The following is a 25208-nucleotide window of genomic DNA, read 5'->3' on the forward strand; positions in this document are numbered from 1 at the left end:
TAAAAAATCGTTAACAATAGCTCCATATCAAAATTAGACCAACACAGAAATGTATCAGTAAAAATTAACATAACTTATTAATTTTTATTGAAAATCTTAGCAATTTGTTGTCAAAACTCTATCCCATTACAAATGATCAGGATTTGAAGTGTTTTTGGCGGATAGACTTATTAGGTATAGAGCGTCATACGATATCAAATTGGATTAGACGTTATCAGGAGTTTCGCACTTAGCAAAGTTGCGAATCAGTTAAAAGCCATCTGATATTGTTTTGAATTGATGTTTTTATAACTTCCCAAGTTTGTTGATATAAAGTAATGTTTTCATTTATCCTCCTTTTATTCATATCAAGCCAGGCAAATACTGCAAGGCAAATATGATTTCTTTGAGCTCGGCCCGTGCGTGCCTGACAGCGTTCAATACCACAAGTTTGTTTTAATTCTCGATGATAAACCTCTATAGACCAACGTGCCTTAACAATTTTCTCTATTTGCTCACGTGTGGGATTTTCCAAGTTCGTTGTTATGTAATCAATGCGACCATTCTTTGCCACAAACTTAAATACCGTAACCCAACCGTATCCACGTAGGTGAATTTTTAGCCCCTCATCGGGTATCTCTAAACTTTCCAAGCTAACATTATGATTAACTTTTCTATTTTTCCTTAGGGTGGTAACCCATAGCCAGCCTAAATTACGTATATGTTTTAAATTCTCCAACCCGCTATACCAAGCATCCATGACTATGGCATCAGGATTGAGACCTCTTTCTTTAGCTAAAGTAAGCATATCACAAAAATGCTCATTCTTTGTTTTACCATCAGTGTCTTTATCATATATTCTATAATCTACGGGAGTAGATTGAGCAATTTTAGTATTGTAATGTAGTAAGTTTACCATTCCTATACCAGGTATAACATCATGTACAGCTCCAGAATATTGATAACGTACAAGCTCAATCTTCTGACTGTATTGCTTTGATAATAAGGTGTCATCCCCCACTAATAAACACGGTGCGGCTTTGTTGCATAAATAAGCTTTTGAATATACTGCCCCTAACCCCGCAATGCTAGCCTAGCCAACAGGCACAGAGATAGGTTTACCAATTTCAAACATTTTGTTTAATAAGTGGCATTTAATAGACATTTCTTTTGTCATATTTTGATCATGTCTTGATAGAAACTTACTACCAAAAGAAGTTTTAAATCGAAAGAACGTGTTCTCTACACGCTCCCTTCTACCATAATTATTCTTTACCCTCCATGCTTGGTATCCTTTGTTTTGTTGATATATAACAGCTGCATCTCTCTCAGTTTTATCCCTAAGCGATTGAACTTTTACTGAAGAGTTTGGGGGTCTAATAACTGGTTTTATCTTCTTCTTTCTCAACAATTGATATGTAGATTCACCGTCATACCCTCGATCTCCCAGAAAATCCTTGGCTCTGACATTAGCTATTAGTAGTCCAATCTGTGATCTATCATCTATAGTATGCTCTGTGGTACTATCGGCAAGTATCATACCTTGATCTTCTATAACGATATGTAGCTTTTTCCATATGCGACGCTTATATTGCTTACCATGCTTATTTTCTAGCCATTCGTTCCCTGTGTAGGCTTGTATCCCTGTACTATCCATTGAAATACAACTAAATTCTTTATCTTGATTTCCATGTAAATACCTAAGATCTAATGACTTCATACGCTTACTTAATGTTGTATAGTCTGGACATCTAATAGATAAACCCGATATTTCAAAGAGCCAGTTTATAAAGCCTTGGGTTTGGCGTAACTTAAGACCGAATAAGCATCTGATCTTCAAACACTGTAATATAGCGTGATCACTATAGCGTCTAGGTCTTCCTCGTTTCATTTCCTCTCTGTAATCAGCATACCAGCCAATCGCCAAATCACTGGCAATCATAAAATCTATGCGACCCCTATTGCGTAAAAAATTATTATATTCTGACCAATTCGTTATTTTATATTTAGAATACTTGCGTGATTTACTAAAAGGGGCTTTCTTCCGAGATCTCATATAATCTGGATTATTTTTTAATTCAGGACATCTTACCAGATTATCACCACTCTTGCTCTACAAATTTTATTTATGCAACAAAGCCATAAACGAAAGTGAAGAAGAAATGACTTTAGAGAATAGTGCAGAAATAGAGGTCCATATTACAAAAGAGATAGAGCAGTATATTAATCGAGGTGGAGTATTAAGTTAATAAGTGAGCTATTAATAATGACTTACTAACCTGAATTCTGGATTAATCTAGGTTTGGAAGTAAGTATTTACAAGGGATAGAAGATACTCTATATAATTTTTAGCAAAAAAACAAGAGTATCCCCATGAAGAAAGGCTTTGTTGCATAAATAAAATTTGTAGAGCAAGAGTGGTGATAATCTGGTAAGATGTCCTGAATTAAAAAATAATCCAGATTATATGAGATCTCGGAAGCAAGCCCCTTTTAGTAAATCACGCAAGTATTCTAAATATAAAATAACGAATTGGTCAGAATATAATAATTTTTTACGCAATAGGGGTCGCATAGATTTTATGATTGCCAGTGATTTGGCGATTGGCTGGTATGCTGATTACAGAGAGGAAATGAAACGAGGAAGACCTAGACGCTATAGTGATCACGCTATATTACAGTGTTTGAAGATCAGATGCTTATTCGGTCTTAAGTTACGCCAAACCCAAGGCTTTATAAACTGGCTCTTTGAAATATCGGGTTTATCTATTAGATGTCCAGACTATACAACATTAAGTAAGCGTATGAAGTCATTAGATCTTAGGTATTTACATGGAAATCAAGATAAAGAATTTAGCAGGAGTTTCGCACTTAGCAAAAAGTATGTTAATCTAGAGAAAAATAGTTTTAGATAAAAATGACAAGAACAAAATGTAGCAAGGACTTATATAAATCATTTTTACAAGCAAGTAGTGTCAGATATACTAGCAAGGCATTATCTGAAGTGAGTCCAGTAGATCTATCTCACGATAGTGCAAGTCGATGGTTAAAGAGTAAGGATTTTCGTCCTAGCGAAATCTATAAGGAAGTGTCAAAATATATAGATTGGGAAGCACCGTGTTTATTAGTGGGGGATGACACCTTATTATCAAAGCAATACAGTCAGAAGATTGAGCTTGTACGTTATCAATATTCTGGAGCTGTACATGATGTTATACCTGGTATAGGAATGGTAAACTTACTACATTACAATACTAAAATTGCTCAATCTACTCCCGTAGATTATAGAATATATGATAAAGACACTGATGGTAAAACAAAGAATGAGCATTTTTGTGATATGCTTACTTTAGCTAAAGAAAGAGGTCTCAATCCTGATGCCATAGTCATGGATGCTTGGTATAGCGGGTTGGAGAATTTAAAACATATACGTAATTTAGGCTGGCTATGGGTTACCACCCTAAGGAAAAATAGAAAAGTTAATCATAATGTTAGCTTGGAAAGTTTAGAGATACCCGATGAGGGGCTAAAAATTCACCTACGTGGATACGGTTGGGTTACGGTATTTAAGTTTGTGGCAAAGAATGGTCGCATTGATTACATAACAACGAACTTGGAAAATCCCACACGTGAGCAAATAGAGAAAATTGTTAAGGCACGTTGGTCTATAGAGGTTTATCATCGAGAATTAAAACAAACTTGTGGTATTGAACGCTGTCAGGCACGCACGGGCCGAGCTCAAAGAAATCATATTTGCCTTGCAGTATTTGCCTGGCTTGATATGAATAAAAGGAGGATAAATGAAAACATTACTTTATATCAACAAACTTGGGAAGTTATAAAAACATCAATTCAAAACAATATCAGATGGCTTTTAACTGATTCGCAACTTTGCTAAGTGCGAAACTCCTGATATAGATTGGGAAGCACCGTGTTTATTAGTGGGGGATGACACCTTATTATCAAAGCAATACAGTCAGAAGATTGAGCTTGTACGTTATCAATATTCTGGAGCTGTACATGATGTTATACCTGGTATAGGAATGGTAAACTTACTACATTACAATACTAAAATTGCTCAATCTACTCCCGTAGATTATAGAATATATGATAAAGACACTGATGGTAAAACAAAGAATGAGCATTTTTGTGATATGCTTACTTTAGCTAAAGAAAGAGGTCTCAATCCTGATGCCATAGTCATGGATGCTTGGTATAGCGGGTTGGAGAATTTAAAACATATACGTAATTTAGGCTGGCTATGGGTTACCACCCTAAGGAAAAATAGAAAAGTTAATCATAATGTTAGCTTGGAAAGTTTAGAGATACCCGATGAGGGGCTAAAAATTCACCTACGTGGATACGGTTGGGTTACGGTATTTAAGTTTGTGGCAAAGAATGGTCGCATTGATTACATAACAACGAACTTGGAAAATCCCACACGTGAGCAAATAGAGAAAATTGTTAAGGCACGTTGGTCTATAGAGGTTTATCATCGAGAATTAAAACAAACTTGTGGTATTGAACGCTGTCAGGCACGCACGGGCCGAGCTCAAAGAAATCATATTTGCCTTGCAGTATTTGCCTGGCTTGATATGAATAAAAGGAGGATAAATGAAAACATTACTTTATATCAACACACTTGGGAAGTTATAAAAACATCAATTCAAAACAATATCAGATGGCTTTTAACTGATTCGCAACTTTGCTAAGTGCGAAACTCCTGGATATTTTAGGCTTATGGATAAGTGAGAATGAAGGAGCTAAATTTTGGCTTGGTAATTTTACTGAAATGAAGAATCGAGGAGTAAAAGATATCTTAATTGCTTGTAGTGATAATCTAACTGGTATGTCTGATGCTATTGCATCAGTATATCCGAAAACTGAACATCAAATTTGTATTGTCCATCAGATCAGGAATAGCCTCAAATATGTATCATATAAAGATAGAAAGCAATTAGCAGCGGATTTGAAACTAATCTATACTTCTGCTACTGAAAAAGAAGCAGAATTAGCTCTTGAGTCATTTGATCAAAAATGGAGTAAGCAATATCCGCATATAGCTAAATCTTGGTATAATAATTGGGATAATTTGATAATTTTCTTGCAATATCCAAAGGAGATTCGTAAGATTATTTACACTACAAATGCGATAGAATCGCTGAATAGCCAATTGAGAAAAGTTACTAAGAATAAACGCATCTTTCCAAATGATGTGTAATAGTTGAGATTATATCTTACATTTAGTAAAATAAATTAATTATTAAATGGAGATAAAGAATGAACTTAAATCAAAAAATAATAAAACCAAAATTAGGTTTACTTGAATTAGCTAAGAGCCTTGGTAGTATATCATCAGCATGTAAAGCGATGGGATATAGTAGAGATAGTTATTACAGATTTAAAGAACTGTATGAAACTGGTGGCGAAGAAGCGTTGTATGAAATTAGTCGAAGAAAGCCAATAATAGCGAATAGAGTTGATCCTGCTGTAGAGAAAGCAGTACTAGATATGGCAATAGAATATCCAGCATATGGTCAGCTAAGAGTATCAAATGAGCTTAAAAAGACAGGTGTACTTGTATCACCTGGGGGAGTAAGATCAATTTGGTTACGTAATGATTTAAACAACATCAGTAAAAGACTTAAAGCATTAGAAGCAAAAATGGCTCAAGATGGTATTGTGCTTACTGAGGCACAATTACAAGTGCTAGAGAAGCGTCGTAATGAAAAAGAAGCTCATGGAGAAATTGAGACACAGCATCCAGGGTATCTAGGATGCCAAGATACATATTATGTAGGCAACTTTAAGGGTATAGGTAAGGTTTATTCTCAGGTATTTATTGATAGCTACAGCAGAGTAGCTGATGTTAAACTATATACTGATAAAACAGCTTTAACTGCTGCTGATATGCTTAATGACCGAGTGTTACCATGGTATGAGACTCAAGGGATACCAATACTTCGTATTCTGACAGATCGTGGGTCAGAATATAAGGGGAATATAGAGCATCATGCTTTTGAATTATTTCTAAGTATCGAAGGTATAGAGCATACTACTACTAAAGCATATTCTCCTCAAACAAACGGTATGTGTGAGCGTTTTAATAAAACCATGAAACAAGAATTCTTTGATACAGCTATGCGGAAAAAGATTTATACAGATCTTGATGACCTACAATTAGATCTTGATATCTGGCTAGAGTATTTCAATAATGAAAGACCTCATTCTGGTAAATATTGTTATGGAAAAACTCCTATGCAAACTTTTAAGGATAGTAAGAAATTAGCTGTTGAAAAGAATAATGAAATCTTGTATCTTGAATATGTATCTGACAGTCAAAATTTAACTGACAATCAGGGGCAAAATTTATAGTGTCTGTAAGATCAAATCTTAACTTCTACAAATGATGACGCAGTATTTAAGGTTTTATATCTGACAATTGATTATATTACCAAAAAATGGTCTATGCCTATCCCCAATTGGAATGAAGCTATGGCTCATTTTATGATCAAATTTGATGGTAGAATTTAATGGTTCACGAAATTTACACAATTGATGAGACAGAGCCCTTTGGTGCCCTATTATAACCAGCAACTATATTTACTCGCTCAGTAGCAAAACCTGCTTGCTCTGAGTAAGCTCTTGTTCCTCTTTCTGATCATCCGTACAACATGGTTATATTATTACTTACCCCCATTTCGTCACAATACACAAGTTTATCAGATGCTATTTGATCAATATATTCCACAAATTGTTTTCTAGCTTCTTCATCCCTGCCTTTGTATTTTGGCTCTTTTTTTATATGTAATTTTCATTCTATGAAGCGTGTCATAAAATGTGCTCATTGGCAGCTCGGGCGCTACTGCATTTCTTATATCTGTAGCTCGGCTATCAGGATTATTTGCTAAAAATTCAATTATATTCTCCTTATTAGTAAACCTAGCATCACGTCCACTTTGCAGATGTTGTCTTGAGCTGTAGTCTCCATTTTCTTTATAACCAGGAGTTTCGCACTTAGCAAAAAGTATGTTAATCTAGAGAAAAATAGTTTTAGATAAAAATGACAAGAACAAAATGTAGCAAGGACTTATATAAATCATTTTTACAAGCAAGTAGTGTCAGATATACTAGCAAGGCATTATCTGAAGTGAGTCCAGTAGATCTATCTCACGATAGTGCAAGTCGATGGTTAAAGAGTAAGGATTTTCGTCCTAGCGAAATCTATAAGGAAGTGTCAAAATATATAGATTGGGAAGCACCGTGTGGCTTTGTTGCATAAATAAAATTTGTAGAGCAAGAGTGGTGATAATCTGGTAAGATGTCCTGAATTAAAAAATAATCCAGATTATATGAGATCTCGGAAGAAAGCCCCTTTTAGTAAATCACGCAAGTATTCTAAATATAAAATAACGAATTGGTCAGAATATAATAATTTTTTACGCAATAGGGGTCGCATAGATTTTATGATTGCCAGTGATTTGGCGATTGGCTGGTATGCTGATTACAGAGAGGAAATGAAACGAGGAAGACCTAGACGCTATAGTGATCACGCTATATTACAGTGTTTGAAGATCAGATGCTTATTCGGTCTTAAGTTACGCCAAACCCAAGGCTTTATAAACTGGCTCTTTGAAATATCGGGTTTATCTATTAGATGTCCAGACTATACAACATTAAGTAAGCGTATGAAGTCATTAGATCTTAGGTATTTACATGGAAATCAAGATAAAGAATTTAGTTGTATTTCAATGGATAGTACAGGGATACAAGCCTACACAGGGAACGAATGGCTAGAAAATAAGCATGGTAAGCAATATAAGCGTCGCATATGGAAAAAGCTACATATCGTTATAGAAGATCAAGGTATGATACTTGCCGATAGTACCACAGAGCATACTATAGATGATAGATCACAGATTGGACTACTAATAGCTAATGTCAGAGCCAAGGATTTTCTGGGAGATCGAGGGTATGACGGTGAATCTACATATCAATTGTTGAGAAAGAAGAAGATAAAACCAGTTATTAGACCCCCAAACTCTTCAGTAAAAGTTCAATCGCTTAGGGATAAAACTGAGAGAGATGCAGCTGTTATATATCAACAAAACAAAGGATACCAAGCATGGAGGGTAAAGAATAATTATGGTAGAAGGGAGCGTGTAGAGAACACGTTCTTTCGATTTAAAACTTCTTTTGGTAGTAAGTTTCTATCAAGACATGATCAAAATATGACAAAAGAAATGTCTATTAAATGCCACTTATTAAACAAAATGTTTGAAATTGGTAAACCTATCTCTGTGCCTGTTGGCTAGGCTAGCATTGCGGGGTTAGGGGCAGTATATTCAAAAGCTTATTTATGCAACAAAGCCATATAAATCACCATTTATTTTACTTATAAGTGCTATGCTACACACTCTTTAGCTACAAACTTTACTCTCTACATAATCATCTCCTGATCTTAGTACAGCAAACACCACTCTTGCCAACTTATTAGCTATGGCAACTGTCGTTTTATTATGGCTACTTCGCTCAGATAAATTAAACATCCATTTCGTAAATTGGCTAAAATCTTTTTTAGATTTCTGTTCTTCCGATGTAAATCTTATCTTGGCATTTAGTACAGCTCTAGCCCCTTGAATTAATAAAGTGCGTAAGTATACATCACCTCGCTTGCTAATTCCCAGCAGCTTATCCTTCCCACCACTTGAATGTTGTCTTGGCACTAATCCTAGCCATGCCGATAATTGCCTGCCATTCTCAAAACTTGTAGCATTACCTATTGATGCTATTAAAGCAGTAGCAGTAATTAAACCAAGACCAGGTATAGCTCTTAATCGTTGATATTGAGTTAGGTTACTTGCTATCATTGTTAATCGTTTTTCTATCTCTTTTATTTTTCTGTTATTATCTAAGAATTCTTCTTTTAGTTCACTAAATGTTTGATAACTTAACTGGCTTAATTTCCCTGCATCTAAAATCTCAATTAATTTTGTGATAACCTTATTAATGCCTTGAGGAACAATAAAACCAAACTCATGTAGTAGCCCCCTAATTTCATTAGCAAGTGCTGTACGATTTTTTACCAATCTCTCTCTTACCCTATGTATTGATAAAATTTCTTGTTGCTCTATAGTTTTAATTGCAACAAATCTCATATTAGGTCTTGTCACGGCTTCACATATCGCTTCAGCATCTGCTTGATCATTTTTATTAGTTTTAACATATGGTTTGACAAATTGCGGTGCCATTAGTTTTACTTCATGCCCTAATTTAGTTATTTCTCTTGCCCAATAACTAGAACCACCACAAGCTTCCATCCCTACTAAACATTGTGGTAAATTAGCCATAAATGTCAAAACCTGATCTCTCATCAATTTTTTCTTTAATACTGTCTTGCCATTTTTATCTACACCATGAATTTGAAAAATTCTTTTTGCAATATCTATACCAATTGTAGTAACCTCCATATGGACCTCCTTAATTGTTGTTTTAATATGTTAAATATTAACCCTAGAAGATTAGCAACTGCTTTTCATTCTCTATATCAGGAGGTCCATACCATTAGTCCACTATCTATTACTGACGAAATGATACAGCAGTATATTGATGAACAAGAAGGTGAGCCAGTAAATGATGATCGATTTCTAGTCTATCCGCCAAAAACACTTCAAATCCTGATCATTTGTAATGGGATAGAGTTTTGACAACAAATTGCTAAGATTTTCAATAAAAATTAATAAGTTATGTTAATTTTTACTGATACATTTCTGTGTTGGTCTAATTTTGATATGGAGCTATTGTTAACGATTTTTTATCGTTCATCTAGTTTTTGCATGATGATATTTTTGATTTATGTGGAGTTAGACACGATTTGTAAATGATTTGCAATGCATCGTAAATTCAAACCAATAGCAGAGATTATTGGATTGATAATATCTCCTATCATACCTTTCAAGAAGTTTCTACCCATCCGACCATATTGCTTTAAGTGACCTATTATTGGTTCTATGGCACTGCGTCTCTTGATCATAGACTTGTCCTCTTGTAACAACTTCTTCCGCGTTTTTGGGGTATATACCTTACTCTTCTCCTTTACATTGCTACCACTATACCCAAGATCAACAAATGATTTCTTTATCTTGATTCCAGTGACACTCTCTACTGCTTCAAAGCTCTGATGCAATGTATGACCATCATAAGGATTATTATGAAACGATTTTGCGGATAAAACAAAATTTCTACGACCACTTACTACTACCGCTACTTTATTGCCAAACTCATATGGCTTGTTGCGTTTTCCCTTTCCTATACACTCTACTTCAGGGGCATGAAAACTATATAATACTTTGTTATCTTCTTTATATTGCTTTTTAGCTTCTCTTTTTAAAACAGATTGGTTATGTATTTGTTTTATTTTTTGCAATACTTCTTGATTTTTGAGAGACAAGTTTAATTGCTTATTTTTGATCTCACGCTCACATACTCTAATCAAACGACCCAGTAATATTTTTAAATGCTTCATTATTTTCCAACGCTTCTTGGCTTTACTATGTTCTTTATATTTCCATAGCTTTACTATATCGCGTTTATAGGTTCTAGCGTATGTTTCATTCAAATGTATACCCAAACTGTTGCAAAGCTTTACTATGCTAAGCCTAGCTTTATCCATTAAATAAACATCGTGTGGGTGTTTGATATTCTTAATTTGTACAGTCGTATCAGCGATGATTAATTCCAAATCTTTTTTTTTAATTGTGTTAGTTTTTATCCCAACCCTGATCAACTCCGATAATATCTCATTATATCCAGCTTCACCTAATACACTACGAAACCGTCGTATACTAGTTTCCGAGATAGCTATGTCTTTTTCTATATATTCCCACCCGCAGAAATACTGCCAATACATATTCTCTTTTAGCTCTTCCTCTGATAATGAATCTGAAAAATTATACATTGCTTGTAGCATCGTTATGCCAAGCATCACTCTATGACATTTTCTATTTCTACCAAATTTCTTAATACAAACATTTTTTGATAACCACTCTTCGAGCCTAGACCAATTTATTAATTCTCTTAATTTATATAGCTTATTATTTGGGTTTAATTCTTCTTTTAATTTATAACCAAACAGTTTCCCTTGTTCTTGCGATTTGATAATGTTGTCTATTGGCATTGACTGAAATCCATAAGGTTTATGACCATATTTTATCATTTTCTTACGGATTGTTGTATTACTTCTTGTCTTAAAACCATATTATCTATAAGGCTTGTAGAGTTTTGGCGGACGGACTTTCTAATCGATTCCACTTTATAACCCCTCAGCTTATAGCTGAGGGTTGTTTAGTTAGTTTCTTGATATCTTTACTGTATTTTTATAGCTGGTATGAGCTTTTAGAAATCTAAATCTGTATAATAGCTTGGTGGAGTAAAGCCTGGGATTCTATCTTGCAATAATAATCTAAAAGCGGTTCTTGATTTAATTAGCGAATACCAATGTTTAATAACAATCCATTTATCCCAATAAATTTCACTAAAATAATCAAGTACGGATAAATGACAAGCTGCTGCAATATCAGCAATAGTTAGGGAGTCTGAAACTATATAACTTCTTTTCTCAAGTAAGCTAGTCATATATTCTAGGTGATAATTTAGGTTATTTTTTGCAGCACGTAAAAATTCAGTTCTTGGACTGCTCATTTTAGCGATTGATCTTATAACTTTTTCATCGATAATAATTTTAGTAACTTCACGATAAAATTTATCATTAAACCAAAAGAATAATCGCCTGATTTCACAACAAACATCTACATCCTCATCTAAAAAATTAAAATTTGGATATTTGCTATGAAGATATTCTACCAAAGGATAAATACCAACTACAGATAAGCCGTATTGTGCCTCTAAAACAGGCAATGTTCCGGCAGGGTTTATTTTCAGAAATTCTTTATTAAACTGCCAATAATCTTCTTTAATTGTAGTAAATTGTATATCTAATTCTTTTAAAAAGACACGAGCTTGTCTTGAGATGGGACAGATAGGATAATGATATAATTTCTTCATTATGGGTTTAACATATATATTTATGTTCTTAGTGTCATCCCGTGGCTTGACCACGGGATCCAGCATAAAGCGAGATAAATTGAGCTTTTAATTCATAATTTTTAACTGGATCCCGTGGACAAGCCACAAGATGACAGAATAAGGTCTATAAGCCGGATTCCGTACGAACTATAAATAGCTCGTTGTAGTTATTTATCTAGGATAAACGTTATCGTTTACCTCAAGCAATCTACCCGCATTACAAACCGGTTAGAGATACCCGGGAGCTTATAAAAGCTCTGTAACGCCTATTTGATTTTGCTCTTGGTGGGGTTTACCATGCGTAACTTGTTACCAACTTACCGGTGTGCTCTTACCACACCTTTTCACCCTTACCGTAATATAAAATATATTATGGCGGTTTATTTTCTGCGGCACTTTCCCTAAAGTAATATTACTCCGCCGGGCGTTACCCGGCACCATACCTCTATAGAGTCCGGACTTTCCTCGTAATTTTTAAAAATCACGCAACTACACGACCTATTTAGATTATGCTAAATTTTCACAAATTAGTCAATATTTACTATTAACAATAATTTAACGTTGCCACTATTATTAGCATAATGTATAAATAGGGTTTAAGTTCCAAATACCATCAATAATTATTAGCAAATTTTATATATATATGAAAAAATTAATTTACTATTTTGGTAGTAACGGTAGCGATGGAAACACTAGTATGAAAGATATACTTGGTAATAAAGGGGCTGGGCTTGCTGAAATGTCTAACTTAAAATTACCTATACCTGACGGCTTTACTATCACTACTGAACTTTGTAACTATTTTTATACTCATGATAATAGCTTTCCTCAAAATTTTAGAGATGAGTTAAAAACAGCAGTAGAAAAACTTGAAGCCACCACTGGCAAAGTTTTTGGAAGCACCAAAAATCCTTTATTATTATCGGTAAGATCAGGCTCTATTGTTTCAATGCCTGGTATGATGGACACCATACTTAACCTTGGAATGAACGATGAAGTTTGTGCAGCTCTTGGAGAAGTATGCAAGGACAAAAGATTTGCCTTTGATAGCTATAAAAGATTTCTAGAAATGTATGGAGCAACTGTTTTATCCATACCCAGTGATTTATTTGAACAAATTTATGAAAGACATAAGATTCAAGCCGATATTTATAGAGATAGCGATGTTACGCCAGAACTATTAGAAAAAATCATTGAAGACTTTAAAAAATTACATGTAAAATATGCAGAAAAGTTAATAACTGATCCTTACGAACAGTTAGAATCGGCAATTAAAGCGGTACTTAATTCTTGGATGAGTAACAGAGCAGTCATATATAGAAAAATCAATAATATTTCCGAAAGCTTTGGCACGGCTATAAATATCCAATCTATGGTTTTTGGTAATTTAAGTAAAACTTCAGCAACAGGAGTTATTTTTACTAGATCACCCTCTACAGGTGAAAAAAAGCTTTTTGGTGAATTTTTGATAAATGCTCAAGGCGAAGATATAGTATCAGGCACTAGAACACCTTGGCCTATTATTTCTGATGATTCAAATTCCATGAAAGCAACAATGCCGAAAGTGTTTGATGAATTATCAAAAATTTCTGAAACATTAGAAAAGCATTATCTAGATATGCAAGATATAGAGTTTACTATAGAAAACAGCAAGCTTTATATACTACAAACTCGTACAGCTAAAAGAACTGCCATTGCTGCTATAAAAATTGCTGTACAAATGGTGGAAGAAAAACTGATTTCTAAAGAACAGGCTTTAATGCGAATCGATCCTGAGTCGTTAAACCAATTATTGCACACTCGTATAGATTATAGCAAAGGTCTTACATCTATTGCAGATGGATTACCTGCCTCCCCAGGAGCCGCAACTGGTATTATCGTATTTTCACCTTATGATGCTGAAAAACTATCACATCACCATAAAGTGATTTTAGTGAGGCACGATACTAGCCCCGAAGATATTAATGGCATGCATGTTTCCTCAGGTATTTTAACAATACGAGGCGGTATGACTTCACACGCTGCAGTTGTAGCAAGAGGTATGGGCAAGCCCTGCGTTTGCGGAACTAATAATTTAGTAATAGATGAGAAAAAACAAACATTAACAGCTGGCGATCTGATACTTAAACAAGGTGATATTATCACGATTGACGGTGGCACAGGTAAAGTTTTTTTAGGCGCAGTGCCATTAATTCAACCTACTTTTAGTGAAGAATCAAAACTAATTTTAGAATGGGCAGATGAGACAAGTAAACTAAAAATTCGCACCAATGCCGAAACAGTAAGTGATGCTTTAGTATCAGTAAAATTTGGTGCTAAAGGCATCGGTTTATGTCGTAGTGAACATATGTTCTTTGATAAAAACAAAATTCCTCTAGTACGGGAAATGATTATTGCTCCTGATATAGATAGAAGAAAGCTTGCAGTGCAGAAATTACTACCTCTTCAAACACAAGACTTTAAGGCTTTATTTAGAGTGATGGGCGATAAACCGGTAAATATTAGATTACTTGATCCACCATTGCATGAGTTTTTACCTACAACTGAGGAAGATAAGAAAAATCTAGTAAGTAATTTAAATTTGCCATTATCGATGATTAATCAACGTCTGCACGCTATGCATGAGGTAAATCCTATGCTTGGTCATCGTGGTTGTAGGCTTGGTATCTGCTCACCAGAAATTTATCAGATGCAAGTTGAAGCAATCTTTACAGCTATTTTTGAGCTCCATAAAGAAGAAAATATTGAATGTAAATTAGAATTAATGATTCCTTTAATTAGTAATGTTAACGAAATCAAGAAGCTTAAAGGTGATATTTATGAAATGATCCATGAGCTAGAAGAGCGTTATGAGTATAAATTTTCTTTTAGTTTAGGTACAATGATTGAGTTACCAAGAGCAGCACTTAACAGTAAAAAGATAGCTGAGGAAGTTGATTATTTTAGCTTCGGTACTAATGATTTAACCCAAACTACATATGGAATTTCCAGAGATGATATAGCCTCTTTCTTACCTTATTACTTAGAAGAAAGAATCTTCGAGTCCGATCCATTTATTACGCTAGATGAAGAAGGAGTAGGAGAATTAATTGAGATTGCCATAAAACGAGGAAAAAGCAGCCACCCTAGCTTAAAGCTTGGTGCTTGTGGCGAACATGCTGGACATCCTGCTTCTATAGAATTTTTTCACAGAATGAATTTGGATTATGTTTCCTGCTCCCCTTATCGTATTCCAATCGCACGAATCGCCGCCGCACAAGCTAAAATTAAACATGGATAGTCTTTTTGTAATTACGAGGAGATGCGAAGCGGCTTGGCTTTGTTGCATAAATAAGCTTTTGAATATACTGCCCCTAACCCCGCAATGCTAGCCTAGCCAACAGGCACAGAGATAGGTTTACCAATTTCAAACATTTTGTTTAATAAGTGGCATTTAATAGACATTTCTTTTGTCATATTTTGATCATGTCTTGATAGAAACTTACTACCAAAAGAAGTTTTGAGTCTTTTGCAATGATTGTGTAAATTTTTGTTGAGCCTATATTAGAAGTAATTAAAAATATAGGTAACAGAAATGCAAATAGAGAAGAATAAAAAAATAAATGAAGCAATAGATTTGCGGCTCTGTCTCATCAATTGTGTAAATTTCGTGAACCATTAAATTCTACCATCAAATTTGATCATAAAATGAGCCATAGCTTCATTCCAACTGGGGATAGGCATAGACCATTTTTTGGTAATATAATCAATTGTCAGATATAAAACCTTAAATACTGCGTCATCATTTGGAAAGATGCGTTTATTCTTAGTAACTTTTCTCAATTGGCTATTCAGCGATTCTATCGCATTTGTAGTGTAAATAATCTTACGAATCTCCTTTGGATATTGCAAGAAAATTATCAAATTATCCCAATTATTATACCAAGATTTAGCTATATGCGGATATTGCTTACTCCATTTTTGATCAAATGACTCAAGAGCTAATTCGAGTCTTTTGCAATGATTGTGTAAATTTTTGTTGAGCCTATATTAGAAGTAATTAAAAATATAGGTAACAGAAATGCAAATAGAGAAGAATAAAAAAATAAATGAAGCAATAGATTTGCTGATAAAAGGCGGAGTAGATTTAAAAACAGTACTAAGTCAGAATGGATTAATTAAGGAATTAACCAAGGGTATTTTAGAGCGAGCACTGCATGCTGAGATGTCAGAACATTTAGGTTATAGCAAGTATGATAGAGCTGAAACTGAGAATGCGAGGAATGGTAGTTTTAGTAAGAATCTGATTAGTGAGAATGGGTACTATAGAGCTAAATGTTCCAAGAGACAGACAAGGTAAATTTGAACCTATAATAGTCTCAAAGAAACAAACAAGAATAGATGGCTTAGACCAAAAGATAATATCCTTATATGCGAAGGGTATGAGTGTGTCTGATATTAAAACACAATTGCAAGAATTATATGGAGCTGAGATCAGTGAGAGCCTAATCAGCAGGATTACAGATGAAGTAATAGATGAGGTCAAGATTTGGCAGAGTAGACCTCTTGAATCAGTATACCCTATAGTATATTTTGACTGTTTAGTAGTGAAAGTAAGACAAGATAAACTTATTATTAATAGGAAAGTTCTATAATTAATTAAGCCAGATATAATCAATTTTTAATCTCTCAGGGTTTAATTCCCCGAAGCTCTGCTTCGTGATATCATAAGAAACAACTAAAACTTTTTTAGATACCTCGTAGCTCTGCTGCGAGGAGCATCATTTTAAAAATTTTTTGTCAAAACTTCAGTTTGATAATTCCTTATTTTTTCACATCTCGTACTTTAAAGAAGCTATAAGACAAGGTAAGTACTTTTACATCTCTCATTTCAGGATCGTTTTCGAAATCCTTATCTATATAAAACGTGACTGGCATTAAAATTTTCTCACTGGCTTTTAATAATTGTTCTTCGAAACAAAAACAATGAATCTTAACAAAATATTTTCCTGCTTTATTAGGAGTAACGTTATAAATTGAAGTTCCTATAATATCGTTATTACTTAAATTTTCTGTTTCATAAAAAACTAGAGTATTTTGTCCTGGAACAATCTGGACTCGCTGCTGCCTTGGAATAAAACGCCAAGGTAAATTTTTATCGACATTAGCATCAAACTCAATAATTATAGGTCTAGTTCCTTTGACTTTAGAGTAGATACTTACTGTTTCTCTATTAGTCGTGCCGCCATATCCCGTAACTTTACAAAATAAGTTATAAAGCGGTACGGCAGCAAAGCTAAGTAGTACCATACTAACTATTAGTCCTAGCAAGGAAAACGCTAAGCTTTTATTAGATTTTTTAGACATTATTTGATTTTATTTAAAAATACTCTAGAAATAGTTTATTTTAGAACATATATATGATATTATAAAGAAAATTAATTAGTAAGGTTAGTAATGACTAGTAATATTAATGCATTAGCAATCTCTAGTGAATCTGGCTTTTATAGCTACTTACAGAAAATTAATAAAATTCCTTCGCTAACGCAAGAAGAAGAATTTTTGCTGGCTAAATCTTATTTAGAGCAGAATGATCTGCAAGCTGCACATAAGCTAGTAACTAGCCATCTTAAGTTAGTTGCAAAAATTGCAACTGGTTATAGAACTTATGGTCTTCCTGTTACCGAATTAGTATCGGAAGGTAATATAGGTTTAATGCAAGCAGTGAAAAAATTCAATCCTGAGCTTGGTTTTCGTTTATCAACTTATGCTATGTGGTGGATTAAAGCAGCTATTCAAGAATATATATTAAAATCCTGGTCATTAGTAAAGATGGGTACGACTGCTGCACAAAAAAAATTATTTTTTAGCCTTAGTAAAATTAAAAATAAAATTACTAATTTATATTCAAGAGCTATTACAAGCGATGATTTTGTCCAAATCGCTGATGAATTAGGCGTTTCAGTTAGTGAAGTTTCTGATATGAATATAAGGCTTTCCGGTTCTGATTTATCGTTAAACAATACTATAAATAATGATGATGCAAGTTCAGGCGAGTTGATAGAATTACTGCCTGAAACACGCCCAAACCCTGAAGCTATAGCCATTAGTAAAGAAGATATGACTCATAAGAGAGCTTTATTATCCAGTGCTATGACAGTTTTAAATGCCAGAGAGTTACGTATTTTAACAGAGCGTAAATTGCAAGATACTCCTAAAACTCTTGATGTTTTAAGTAGTGAATATAATATTTCTAAAGAACGTATTAGACAAATTGAAAATACTGCTTTTGAGAAGATAAAGAAATTTATTTTAAGTAGCGATGCTATTAAAGCTAATTAGGTTTTTAATAGGAAAACATAAGTATACTCGATGAACTTGAAAAATTGGCTACGTCGTCTTATAAGATCTGTGGTGCTCACGTACTATTTGTACGCTCCGCTCCTTGACTTATATACTCCTTGCTCTTTTCCAAGTTGATCTTCGTATACCCAACTCTTCATTTATTAGGGGTATACATAAACCTAAGTTGAAGGACGAAAAGAACCAATAGAAAAGTGTAGCGATAAACTAGATTGGTAATTTTTTATAAATGATATAATTCGCTAGGTTCTGTGAACATTTCTAATTGATTTTCAATTTTGAGCTATTTTTTAGTCCGTCCGCCAAAACTCTACAAGCCTTATAGATAATATGGTTTTAAGACAAGAAGTAATACAACAATCCGTAAGAAAATGATAAAATATGGTCATAAACCTTATGGATTTCAGTCAATGCCAATAGACAACATTATCAAATCGCAAGAACAAGGGAAACTGTTTGGTTATAAATTAAAAGAAGAATTAAACCCAAATAATAAGCTATATAAATTAAGAGAATTAATAAATTGGTCTAGGCTCGAAGAGTGGTTATCAAAAAATGTTTGTATTAAGAAATTTGGTAGAAATAGAAAATGTCATAGAGTGATGCTTGGCATAACGATGCTACAAGCAATGTATAATTTTTCAGATTCATTATCAGAGGAAGAGCTAAAAGAGAATATGTATTGGCAGTATTTCTGCGGGTGGGAATATATAGAAAAAGGCATAGCTATCTCGGAAACTAGTATACGACGGTTTCGTAGTGTATTAGGTGAAGCTGGATATAATGAGATATTATCGGAGTTGATCAGGGTTGGGATAAAAACTAACACAATTAAAAAAAAAGATTTGGAATTAATCATCGCTGATACGACTGTACAAATTAAGAATATCAAACACCCACACGATGTTTATTTAATGGATAAAGCTAGGCTTAGCATAGTAAAGCTTTGCAACAGTTTGGGTATACATTTGAATGAAACATACGCTAGAACCTATAAACGCGATATAGTAAAGCTATGGAAATATAAAGAACATAGTAAAGCCAAGAAGCGTTGGAAAATAATGAAGCATTTAAAAATATTACTGGGTCGTTTGATTAGAGTATGTGAGCGTGAGATCAAAAATAAGCAATTAAACTTGTCTCTCAAAAATCAAGAAGTATTGCAAAAAATAAAACAAATACATAACCAATCTGTTTTAAAAAGAGAAGCTAAAAAGCAATATAAAGAAGATAACAAAGTATTATATAGTTTTCATGCCCCTGAAGTAGAGTGTATAGGAAAGGGAAAACGCAACAAGCCATATGAGTTTGGCAATAAAGTAGCGGTAGTAGTAAGTGGTCGTAGAAATTTTGTTTTATCCGCAAAATCGTTTCATAATAATCCTTATGATGGTCATACATTGCATCAGAGCTTTGAAGCAGTAGAGAGTGTCACTGGAATCAAGATAAAGAAATCATTTGTTGATCTTGGGTATAGTGGTAGCAATGTAAAGGAGAAGAGTAAGGTATATACCCCAAAAACGCGGAAGAAGTTGTTACAAGAGGACAAGTCTATGATCAAGAGACGCAGTGCCATAGAACCAATAATAGGTCACTTAAAGCAATATGGTCGGATGGGTAGAAACTTCTTGAAAGGTATGATAGGAGATATTATCAATCCAATAATCTCTGCTATTGGTTTGAATTTACGATGCATTGCAAATCATTTACAAATCGTGTCTAACTCCACATAAATCAAAAATATCATCATGCAAAAACTAGATGAACGATAAAAAATCGTTAACAATAGCTCCATATCAAAATTAGACCAACACAGAAATGTATCAGTAAAAATTAACATAACTTATTAATTTTTATTGAAAATCTTAGCAATTTGTTGTCAAAACTCTATCCCATTACAAATGATCAGGATTTGAAGTGTTTTTGGCGGATAGACTTTTTAGCGAAAATTAATCTCTCAGGGTTTAATTCCCCGAAGCTCTGCTTCGTGATATCATAAGAAACAACTAAAACTTTTTTAGATACCTCGTAGCTCTGCTGCGAGGAGCATCATTTTACTAACGTTAAAATTTTCTTTCATAATTAGTCCCTCCGCCAAAACTCTAAAAAATATCACTTGTGTCACTAATTTCCAAAAATAGTGCGATTTTAGAGCAAATTACTCTAATTTTGAGGGCTGATTTTAAATTTTTGTATTAAAAACCACACTATTTCCCAAAATGCATTCATTTTTTTATTGTCATTTTTTTGTATTTCCATAAGCTTTTGATATAAAACCTTTCATTTTCTTATGGATTTTACTATGCATTTTTGCCTTAAAACCCTATTGCCTATAAGGCTTTTAGAGTTTTGGCGGACGGACTAATTACTTTTTTATTTTCTAAATTGTCATTGTGAGGAGAAACTGCAAGTTTTGTACGTGTGCAATCTCAAGATGCTTCATGAGATTGCTTCGTCGCTTCGCTCCTCGCAATGACGTTTTTTGACTCTCTCAACTTCGCAAGCCGTAAAAATCTTGCAAAAGCAAAAATCATTGAATCTACAAAACCATCAAAGCCGAACACAAAATATCTTCTAATAAAAAATGCTTTGAAAAACCACCATATCATTTCGGTTGCTATCCGAATATTTGATGGGTTTTTACCTTGCTTAATTAAATCTTTTGCTTGTGCACCGGAATAAAAATTTGCTTTAGCTACTAGCTGCTCGATCGAAGTACCTGAATAGTGATAAGCAGCTTCATTTAATGTATAGATTTTATTTGCAAAATCAACCTCCTTATTAAATACTACCGAATCATGAGTGGTGCTATTTATAGTATTTGCAAAACTAGCAGTTTTTTTATTATATAGCCTAGTGCATTTATTATAAGGGGCAAAAATTCTAGGGCGTGTATCATTACGATGCATTATTAAAAGCTTTATCTGATAAGCCAAATAACGATCTTGATTTTGAGAGGCAAAGATATATTCTATTTCGTCTTGCAACTCTTTAGAAAGTTCTTCATCAGCATCAATATTAAGAATCCAATCATTTTTACATATAGTTTCAGCAAAAGATTTCTGCCCTACATAACCAAGCCATGGCTTTACTACTACCTTAGCTCCTAAGCTTTCAGCGATTGCTACAGTCTCATCAGTACTTTCGCTATCTACAACTATCACCTCATCAGCAATATTTTTTACGCTATTTATAGCCCGTTCTATCCTTGCAGCTTCATTTTTAGTAATGATAAAAGCTGAGATTTTTTTAGTTAATAATTCACTCATATTTACTCATAACGCCAATTTAGGATAAGAGAAGTTGTTCTGGAGCTAAAGCATCAAGTTTTATACGAGATTTAGTGATAGCATAAGAAGTAACACAAGCTAGAATATGCACCAAGAAATTAACAGGAGATCTATGCCTTGTATGCTCTAGGTTCATTCTATTTTTTAGTATATTAAATACTGATTCAATTAATGATCGTTTACGTAACATAGCTTTATCTTCTAATTCTAGTAAATAATTCTTCATATCCTTGCGAATATTAGTTATCATTCTTAAATTTCTAGAATAGAGTTTAAACCATAACTCTTTACAAATATATGCTTTATCACCAAATACCTTACCTGTTATCTTCTGAGTTATAGATTCAAGAACAGATAAATCAGCTCTATTTGCTTTTGTTATTTTAACAGCTATAATCTCTGCTTTATGATTAAATGATGCTCCTCGCAGCAGAGCTACGAGGTATCTAAAAAAGTTTTAGTTGTTTCTTATGATATCACGAAGCAGAGCTTCGGGGAATTAAACCCTGAGAGATTAAATCCCATAAACCAACCATAACTACTCATCCCAACTTTGGCAATTTTACCAAAAACTCTATTACTAGAAGTGCGCTTAGCATGACAAATAGATAGTTTTGTTGAATCAATAAAATATATTCCTGTATCTTCACCTCGTAGTAATTGCAACATTATTGACAATGGCAATATTAACCTTGGCCATAATTGTACTATTCTACTATAACATGGTAAATTAAAGTAACCCTTATATTTATGCGGTAAGTAGTATAAATAATAGTTTTTAAAGTCCTTGCAAGGCGATAGATAAAAATATATGACTATTGTCATCAATTCTGCAAGACTTAATTTTCCTATTCTATGCCTTTGCTGATTTGTTGATAATAGACGGTGTTCTATCCATTCTTCATATATTTTACAAAAATTATCTACTAAATAATATACAGTTATGATACATCTTTTCATGTTGAGTTACTGATGATAGTGGACTAATGGTATGGACCTCCTGATATAGAGAATGAAAAGCAGTTGCTAATCTTCTAGGGTTAATATTTAACATATTAAAACAACAATTAAGGAGGTCCATATGGAGGTTACTACAATTGGTATAGATATTGCAAAAAGAATTTTTCAAATTCATGGTGTAGATAAAAATGGCAAGACAGTATTAAAGAAAAAATTGATGAGAGATCAGGTTTTGACATTTATGGCTAATTTACCACAATGTTTAGTAGGGATGGAAGCTTGTGGTGGTTCTAGTTATTGGGCAAGAGAAATAACTAAATTAGGGCATGAAGTAAAACTAATGGCACCGCAATTTGTCAAACCATATGTTAAAACTAATAAAAATGATCAAGCAGATGCTGAAGCGATATGTGAAGCCGTGACAAGACCTAATATGAGATTTGTTGCAATTAAAACTATAGAGCAACAAGAAATTTTATCAATACATAGGGTAAGAGAGAGATTGGTAAAAAATCGTACAGCACTTGCTAATGAAATTAGGGGGCTACTACATGAGTTTGGTTTTATTGTTCCTCAAGGCATTAATAAGGTTATCACAAAATTAATTGAGATTTTAGATGCAGGGAAATTAAGCCAGTTAAGTTATCAAACATTTAGTGAACTAAAAGAAGAATTCTTAGATAATAACAGAAAAATAAAAGAGATAGAAAAACGATTAACAATGATAGCAAGTAACCTAACTCAATATCAACGATTAAGAGCTATACCTGGTCTTGGTTTAATTACTGCTACTGCTTTAATAGCATCAATAGGTAATGCTACAAGTTTTGAGAATGGCAGGCAATTATCGGCATGGCTAGGATTAGTGCCAAGACAACATTCAAGTGGTGGGAAGGATAAGCTGCTGGGAATTAGCAAGCGAGGTGATGTATACTTACGCACTTTATTAATTCAAGGGGCTAGAGCTGTACTAAATGCCAAGATAAGATTTACATCGGAAGAACAGAAATCTAAAAAAGATTTTAGCCAATTTACGAAATGGATGTTTAATTTATCTGAGCGAAGTAGCCATAATAAAACGACAGTTGCCATAGCTAATAAGTTGGCAAGAGTGGTGTTTGCTGTACTAAGATCAGGAGATGATTATGTAGAGAGTAAAGTTTGTAGCTAAAGAGTGTGTAGCATAGCACTTATAAGTAAAATAAATGGTGATTTATATAATGAATAGGTAAAAGCAAAACAATATGTAAGAGATTCCAACCCGAAATATGCTTGAGATAATTAATATTGATGGTAAATAAGACAAACCTTAGCTTACAAAAAAACTGCGTTTTTCAGTGGCTCTTTTAGAAGCCGATGGACTGATAAGTATATAGTTTGTAAGCCAGCGAATTCCATCAGGGCTGTAGAATAAATTAGGTTGATTTATCAGCTATAAGCCGGATACATGACTGCATTTGTTTGTTTTTATTATTGATGTTATTTTTTTCTTGCATTCTACAGGAGGTCCATACATGAAAAATCAAGACAAAAAAATGAGTAGTATGTTTTCCTAATTTTTCGATTATCAGGCAGCAATTTGCTGATAATTTTGCATATAATTCAGATATACATTCATAGGCTTTTTATAACCAATACTTGAATGAAATCTGTGATAATTATATTTATTCAGATAATGATCAATCCCATCTTTTAACTCTTTAACATTGTTAAAATCATTAATAAAGATACAATTATATTTTAAAGTTCTAAAAACCCTTTCTATTACTATATTATCAATACTTCTACCTTTGCCATTCATTGAAATTTGGATATCATGCTCCTTGAGAATATTTATGTGGTCATAACTGGTATATTGGCTATAGCTTAATGCGATAAGGTAGTGACTTTTTTAAGAACATAGTAAACAGCATCATAGAATGTTTCAAAATTTCCTGCAACTTTCCTAATTTCATTCTTGATTTTAAACCAGTAATGCTCAATAGGATTTAAATCAGGAGAATAAGTTGGTAAAAATAAAATACTGCAACCAACAGATTCAATTAACGTTTTCACTTTTGTACTTTTATGAAAATTAATATTATCCATTACGACTATCTGACTAGGCTTTAATTCCTTGATCAATATCTCTTGTACATAAGTTTCAAAAATGTTCTTATTACATGTTCCATCAAATATTATCGGGGCAATCATATCTTTGACACACAGCCCAGCAATCATACTCATAACCTGAATTCTGGATTAATCTAGGTTTGGAAGTAAGTATTTACAAGGGATAGAAGATACTCTATATAATTTTTAGCAAAAAAACAAGAGTATCCCCATGAAGAAAGATATTACTGCATTATTTTGTTTTGTCGATGATTTTTGTAAAATTAGCGAGCAGTGGATTAATAAATCATTTCTACCATTAATTCATAAAAACCCTACAAGAAAGCCTGAAATAAGCTATTCTGAGCTGTTATAGCTAACACGGAAATGTTTCTACCACAGATTAGGAAAAACTTAGGCATTGATCAATAATTTTACGTAAACAGTTTTTAAAGTTAGTCCA

At 33.5% G+C, this 25208-nt stretch carries 15 protein-coding genes, 1 other RNA gene and 10 pseudogenes; 14 read left to right on the forward strand and 12 right to left on the reverse strand.

Annotation, left to right across the window (positions count from 1 at the left end; genetic code table 11):
* Positions 1–229 precede the first annotated feature (229 nt).
* Together AAHI98_RS08435 and AAHI98_RS08440 are read right to left on the reverse strand one after the other, a co-directional pair.
* A pseudogene (locus tag AAHI98_RS08435) lies at positions 230–1015 on the reverse strand (IS701 family transposase); the annotation flags it as partial.
* A gap of 57 nt (positions 1016–1072) precedes the next feature.
* On the reverse strand, positions 1073–2035 hold the full coding sequence (locus AAHI98_RS08440) for an IS5 family transposase (protein WP_342224734.1): 963 nt from the start codon (positions 2033–2035) through the stop codon (positions 1073–1075).
* A gap of 411 nt (positions 2036–2446) precedes the next feature.
* On the opposite strand from AAHI98_RS08440, the gene AAHI98_RS08445 reads away from it, so the two are divergent.
* From AAHI98_RS08445 to AAHI98_RS08475, 8 genes and pseudogenes are all read left to right on the forward strand, one after another.
* Complete coding sequence (locus AAHI98_RS08445) at positions 2447–2893, forward strand: transposase (protein ID WP_342225630.1); 447 nt, start codon at positions 2447–2449, stop codon at positions 2891–2893.
* A 2-nt stretch (positions 2894–2895) separates the two neighbouring features.
* Complete coding sequence (locus AAHI98_RS08450; protein WP_342224659.1) at positions 2896–3876, forward strand: IS701 family transposase; 981 nt, start codon at positions 2896–2898, stop codon at positions 3874–3876.
* A gap of 16 nt (positions 3877–3892) precedes the next feature.
* Positions 3893–4690, forward strand: a pseudogene (locus tag AAHI98_RS08455) (IS701 family transposase); the annotation flags it as partial.
* A 14-nt stretch (positions 4691–4704) separates the two neighbouring features.
* Positions 4705–5193: pseudogene (locus AAHI98_RS08460) on the forward strand (IS256 family transposase); the annotation flags it as partial.
* A gap of 65 nt (positions 5194–5258) precedes the next feature.
* Positions 5259–6353, forward strand: coding sequence for an IS481 family transposase (locus AAHI98_RS08465; RefSeq protein WP_342225135.1), 1095 nt, complete (start codon positions 5259–5261; stop codon positions 6351–6353).
* Between the two features lie 30 nt (positions 6354–6383).
* A pseudogene (locus AAHI98_RS18615) lies at positions 6384–6512 on the forward strand (IS256 family transposase); the annotation flags it as partial.
* A gap of 529 nt (positions 6513–7041) precedes the next feature.
* Positions 7042–7245: pseudogene (locus AAHI98_RS08470) on the forward strand (IS701 family transposase); the annotation flags it as partial.
* An 85-nt stretch (positions 7246–7330) separates the two neighbouring features.
* Positions 7331–8293, forward strand: coding sequence for an IS5 family transposase (locus AAHI98_RS08475; RefSeq protein WP_342224734.1), 963 nt, complete (start codon positions 7331–7333; stop codon positions 8291–8293).
* A 105-nt stretch (positions 8294–8398) separates the two neighbouring features.
* Here AAHI98_RS08475 and AAHI98_RS08480 read toward each other — a convergent pair whose 3' ends face one another.
* From AAHI98_RS08480 to rnpB, 4 genes are all read right to left on the reverse strand, one after another.
* Entirely contained in the window at positions 8399–9448 is a 1050-nt protein-coding gene (locus tag AAHI98_RS08480; protein WP_342224642.1) for an IS110 family RNA-guided transposase, read from the reverse strand.
* A gap of 383 nt (positions 9449–9831) precedes the next feature.
* Positions 9832–11193: an IS5 family transposase gene (locus tag AAHI98_RS08485; protein ID WP_342224717.1), complete on the reverse strand. Its 1362-nt coding sequence runs from the start codon at positions 11191–11193 to the stop codon at positions 9832–9834.
* A gap of 179 nt (positions 11194–11372) precedes the next feature.
* The gene (locus AAHI98_RS08490; RefSeq protein WP_342225632.1) at positions 11373–12041 is read right to left on the reverse strand and encodes a glutathione S-transferase family protein; all 669 of its coding nucleotides are present in this window, start codon (positions 12039–12041) and stop codon (positions 11373–11375) included.
* 132 nt (positions 12042–12173) lie between these two features.
* An RNA gene (gene rnpB, locus AAHI98_RS08495) (RNase P RNA component class A) lies at positions 12174–12567 on the reverse strand.
* Between the two features lie 138 nt (positions 12568–12705).
* Between rnpB and ppdK the strand changes: the two genes are divergently transcribed.
* Complete coding sequence (gene ppdK, locus AAHI98_RS08500) at positions 12706–15342, forward strand: pyruvate, phosphate dikinase (protein ID WP_342225633.1); 2637 nt, start codon at positions 12706–12708, stop codon at positions 15340–15342.
* 377 nt (positions 15343–15719) lie between these two features.
* Here ppdK and AAHI98_RS08505 read toward each other — a convergent pair.
* A pseudogene (locus AAHI98_RS08505) lies at positions 15720–16046 on the reverse strand (transposase); the annotation flags it as partial.
* An 82-nt stretch (positions 16047–16128) separates the two neighbouring features.
* Between AAHI98_RS08505 and AAHI98_RS18620 the strand changes: the two are divergent.
* Positions 16129–16690, forward strand: a pseudogene (locus AAHI98_RS18620) (IS256 family transposase); the annotation flags it as partial.
* 175 nt (positions 16691–16865) lie between these two features.
* Here the strand turns inward: AAHI98_RS18620 and AAHI98_RS08520 are convergent.
* A complete protein-coding gene (locus AAHI98_RS08520; protein WP_342225635.1) occupies positions 16866–17408 on the reverse strand; it encodes a cytochrome c oxidase assembly protein in 543 nt (180 codons plus the stop codon).
* 90 nt (positions 17409–17498) lie between these two features.
* On the opposite strand from AAHI98_RS08520, the gene rpoH reads away from it, so the two are divergent.
* Together rpoH and AAHI98_RS08535 are read left to right on the forward strand one after the other, a co-directional pair.
* Positions 17499–18383, forward strand: a complete 885-nt coding sequence (gene rpoH / locus AAHI98_RS08525; RefSeq protein ID WP_342225636.1) for an RNA polymerase sigma factor RpoH — start codon at positions 17499–17501, stop codon at positions 18381–18383.
* A 392-nt stretch (positions 18384–18775) separates the two neighbouring features.
* Positions 18776–20137: an IS5 family transposase gene (locus AAHI98_RS08535; RefSeq protein ID WP_342225637.1), complete on the forward strand. Its 1362-nt coding sequence runs from the start codon at positions 18776–18778 to the stop codon at positions 20135–20137.
* A gap of 696 nt (positions 20138–20833) precedes the next feature.
* On the opposite strand, the gene AAHI98_RS08540 is transcribed toward AAHI98_RS08535, so the two are convergent.
* The gene (locus AAHI98_RS08540) at positions 20834–21673 is read right to left on the reverse strand and encodes a glycosyltransferase family 2 protein (RefSeq protein WP_342225638.1); all 840 of its coding nucleotides are present in this window, start codon (positions 21671–21673) and stop codon (positions 20834–20836) included.
* A gap of 19 nt (positions 21674–21692) precedes the next feature.
* Positions 21693–22654, reverse strand: a pseudogene (locus AAHI98_RS18625) (transposase).
* Between the two features lie 121 nt (positions 22655–22775).
* Here AAHI98_RS18625 and AAHI98_RS08555 point away from each other — a divergent pair.
* A complete protein-coding gene (locus AAHI98_RS08555; protein ID WP_342224642.1) occupies positions 22776–23825 on the forward strand; it encodes an IS110 family RNA-guided transposase in 1050 nt (349 codons plus the stop codon).
* A 396-nt stretch (positions 23826–24221) separates the two neighbouring features.
* Here AAHI98_RS08555 and AAHI98_RS08560 read toward each other — a convergent pair whose 3' ends face one another.
* Positions 24222–24530, reverse strand: coding sequence for an integrase core domain-containing protein (locus tag AAHI98_RS08560; protein WP_342226145.1), 309 nt, complete (start codon positions 24528–24530; stop codon positions 24222–24224).
* A pseudogene (locus AAHI98_RS08565) lies at positions 24521–24880 on the reverse strand (transposase); the annotation flags it as partial. The pseudogene AAHI98_RS08565 and the gene AAHI98_RS08560, both read right to left, overlap by 10 nt.
* A 97-nt stretch (positions 24881–24977) precedes the next feature.
* Here AAHI98_RS08565 and AAHI98_RS08570 point away from each other — a divergent pair.
* Positions 24978–25118 (forward strand): annotated as a pseudogene (locus tag AAHI98_RS08570) (IS982 family transposase); the annotation flags it as partial.
* Positions 25119–25208 lie beyond the last annotated feature (90 nt).

This window comes from Rickettsia endosymbiont of Urophora cardui, from assembly GCF_964030725.1.
Lineage (GTDB): Bacteria > Pseudomonadota > Alphaproteobacteria > Rickettsiales > Rickettsiaceae > Rickettsia.

Excerpts from the sequence above, each read along its gene's own strand:
- AAHI98_RS08520 (WP_342225635.1), bottom strand. The coding sequence starts at position 17,408 with ATGTCTAAAAAATCTAATAAAAGCTTAGCGTTTTCCTTGCTAGGACTA.
- AAHI98_RS08450 (WP_342224659.1), top strand. The coding sequence starts at position 2,896 with ATGACAAGAACAAAATGTAGCAAGGACTTATATAAATCATTTTTACAA.
- AAHI98_RS08480 (WP_342224642.1), bottom strand. The coding sequence starts at position 9,448 with ATGGAGGTTACTACAATTGGTATAGATATTGCAAAAAGAATTTTTCAA.
- AAHI98_RS08490 (WP_342225632.1), bottom strand. The coding sequence starts at position 12,041 with ATGAAGAAATTATATCATTATCCTATCTGTCCCATCTCAAGACAAGCT.
- AAHI98_RS08485 (WP_342224717.1), bottom strand. The coding sequence starts at position 11,193 with ATGATAAAATATGGTCATAAACCTTATGGATTTCAGTCAATGCCAATA.
- AAHI98_RS08465 (WP_342225135.1), top strand. The coding sequence starts at position 5,259 with ATGAACTTAAATCAAAAAATAATAAAACCAAAATTAGGTTTACTTGAA.
- AAHI98_RS08445 (WP_342225630.1), top strand. The coding sequence starts at position 2,447 with ATGAGATCTCGGAAGCAAGCCCCTTTTAGTAAATCACGCAAGTATTCT.
- AAHI98_RS08555 (WP_342224642.1), top strand. The coding sequence starts at position 22,776 with ATGGAGGTTACTACAATTGGTATAGATATTGCAAAAAGAATTTTTCAA.
- AAHI98_RS08475 (WP_342224734.1), top strand. The coding sequence starts at position 7,331 with ATGAGATCTCGGAAGAAAGCCCCTTTTAGTAAATCACGCAAGTATTCT.
- AAHI98_RS08540 (WP_342225638.1), bottom strand. The coding sequence starts at position 21,673 with ATGAGTGAATTATTAACTAAAAAAATCTCAGCTTTTATCATTACTAAA.
- rpoH (WP_342225636.1), top strand. The coding sequence starts at position 17,499 with ATGACTAGTAATATTAATGCATTAGCAATCTCTAGTGAATCTGGCTTT.
- AAHI98_RS08440 (WP_342224734.1), bottom strand. The coding sequence starts at position 2,035 with ATGAGATCTCGGAAGAAAGCCCCTTTTAGTAAATCACGCAAGTATTCT.
- AAHI98_RS08535 (WP_342225637.1), top strand. The coding sequence starts at position 18,776 with ATGATAAAATATGGTCATAAACCTTATGGATTTCAGTCAATGCCAATA.
- ppdK (WP_342225633.1), top strand. The coding sequence starts at position 12,706 with ATGAAAAAATTAATTTACTATTTTGGTAGTAACGGTAGCGATGGAAAC.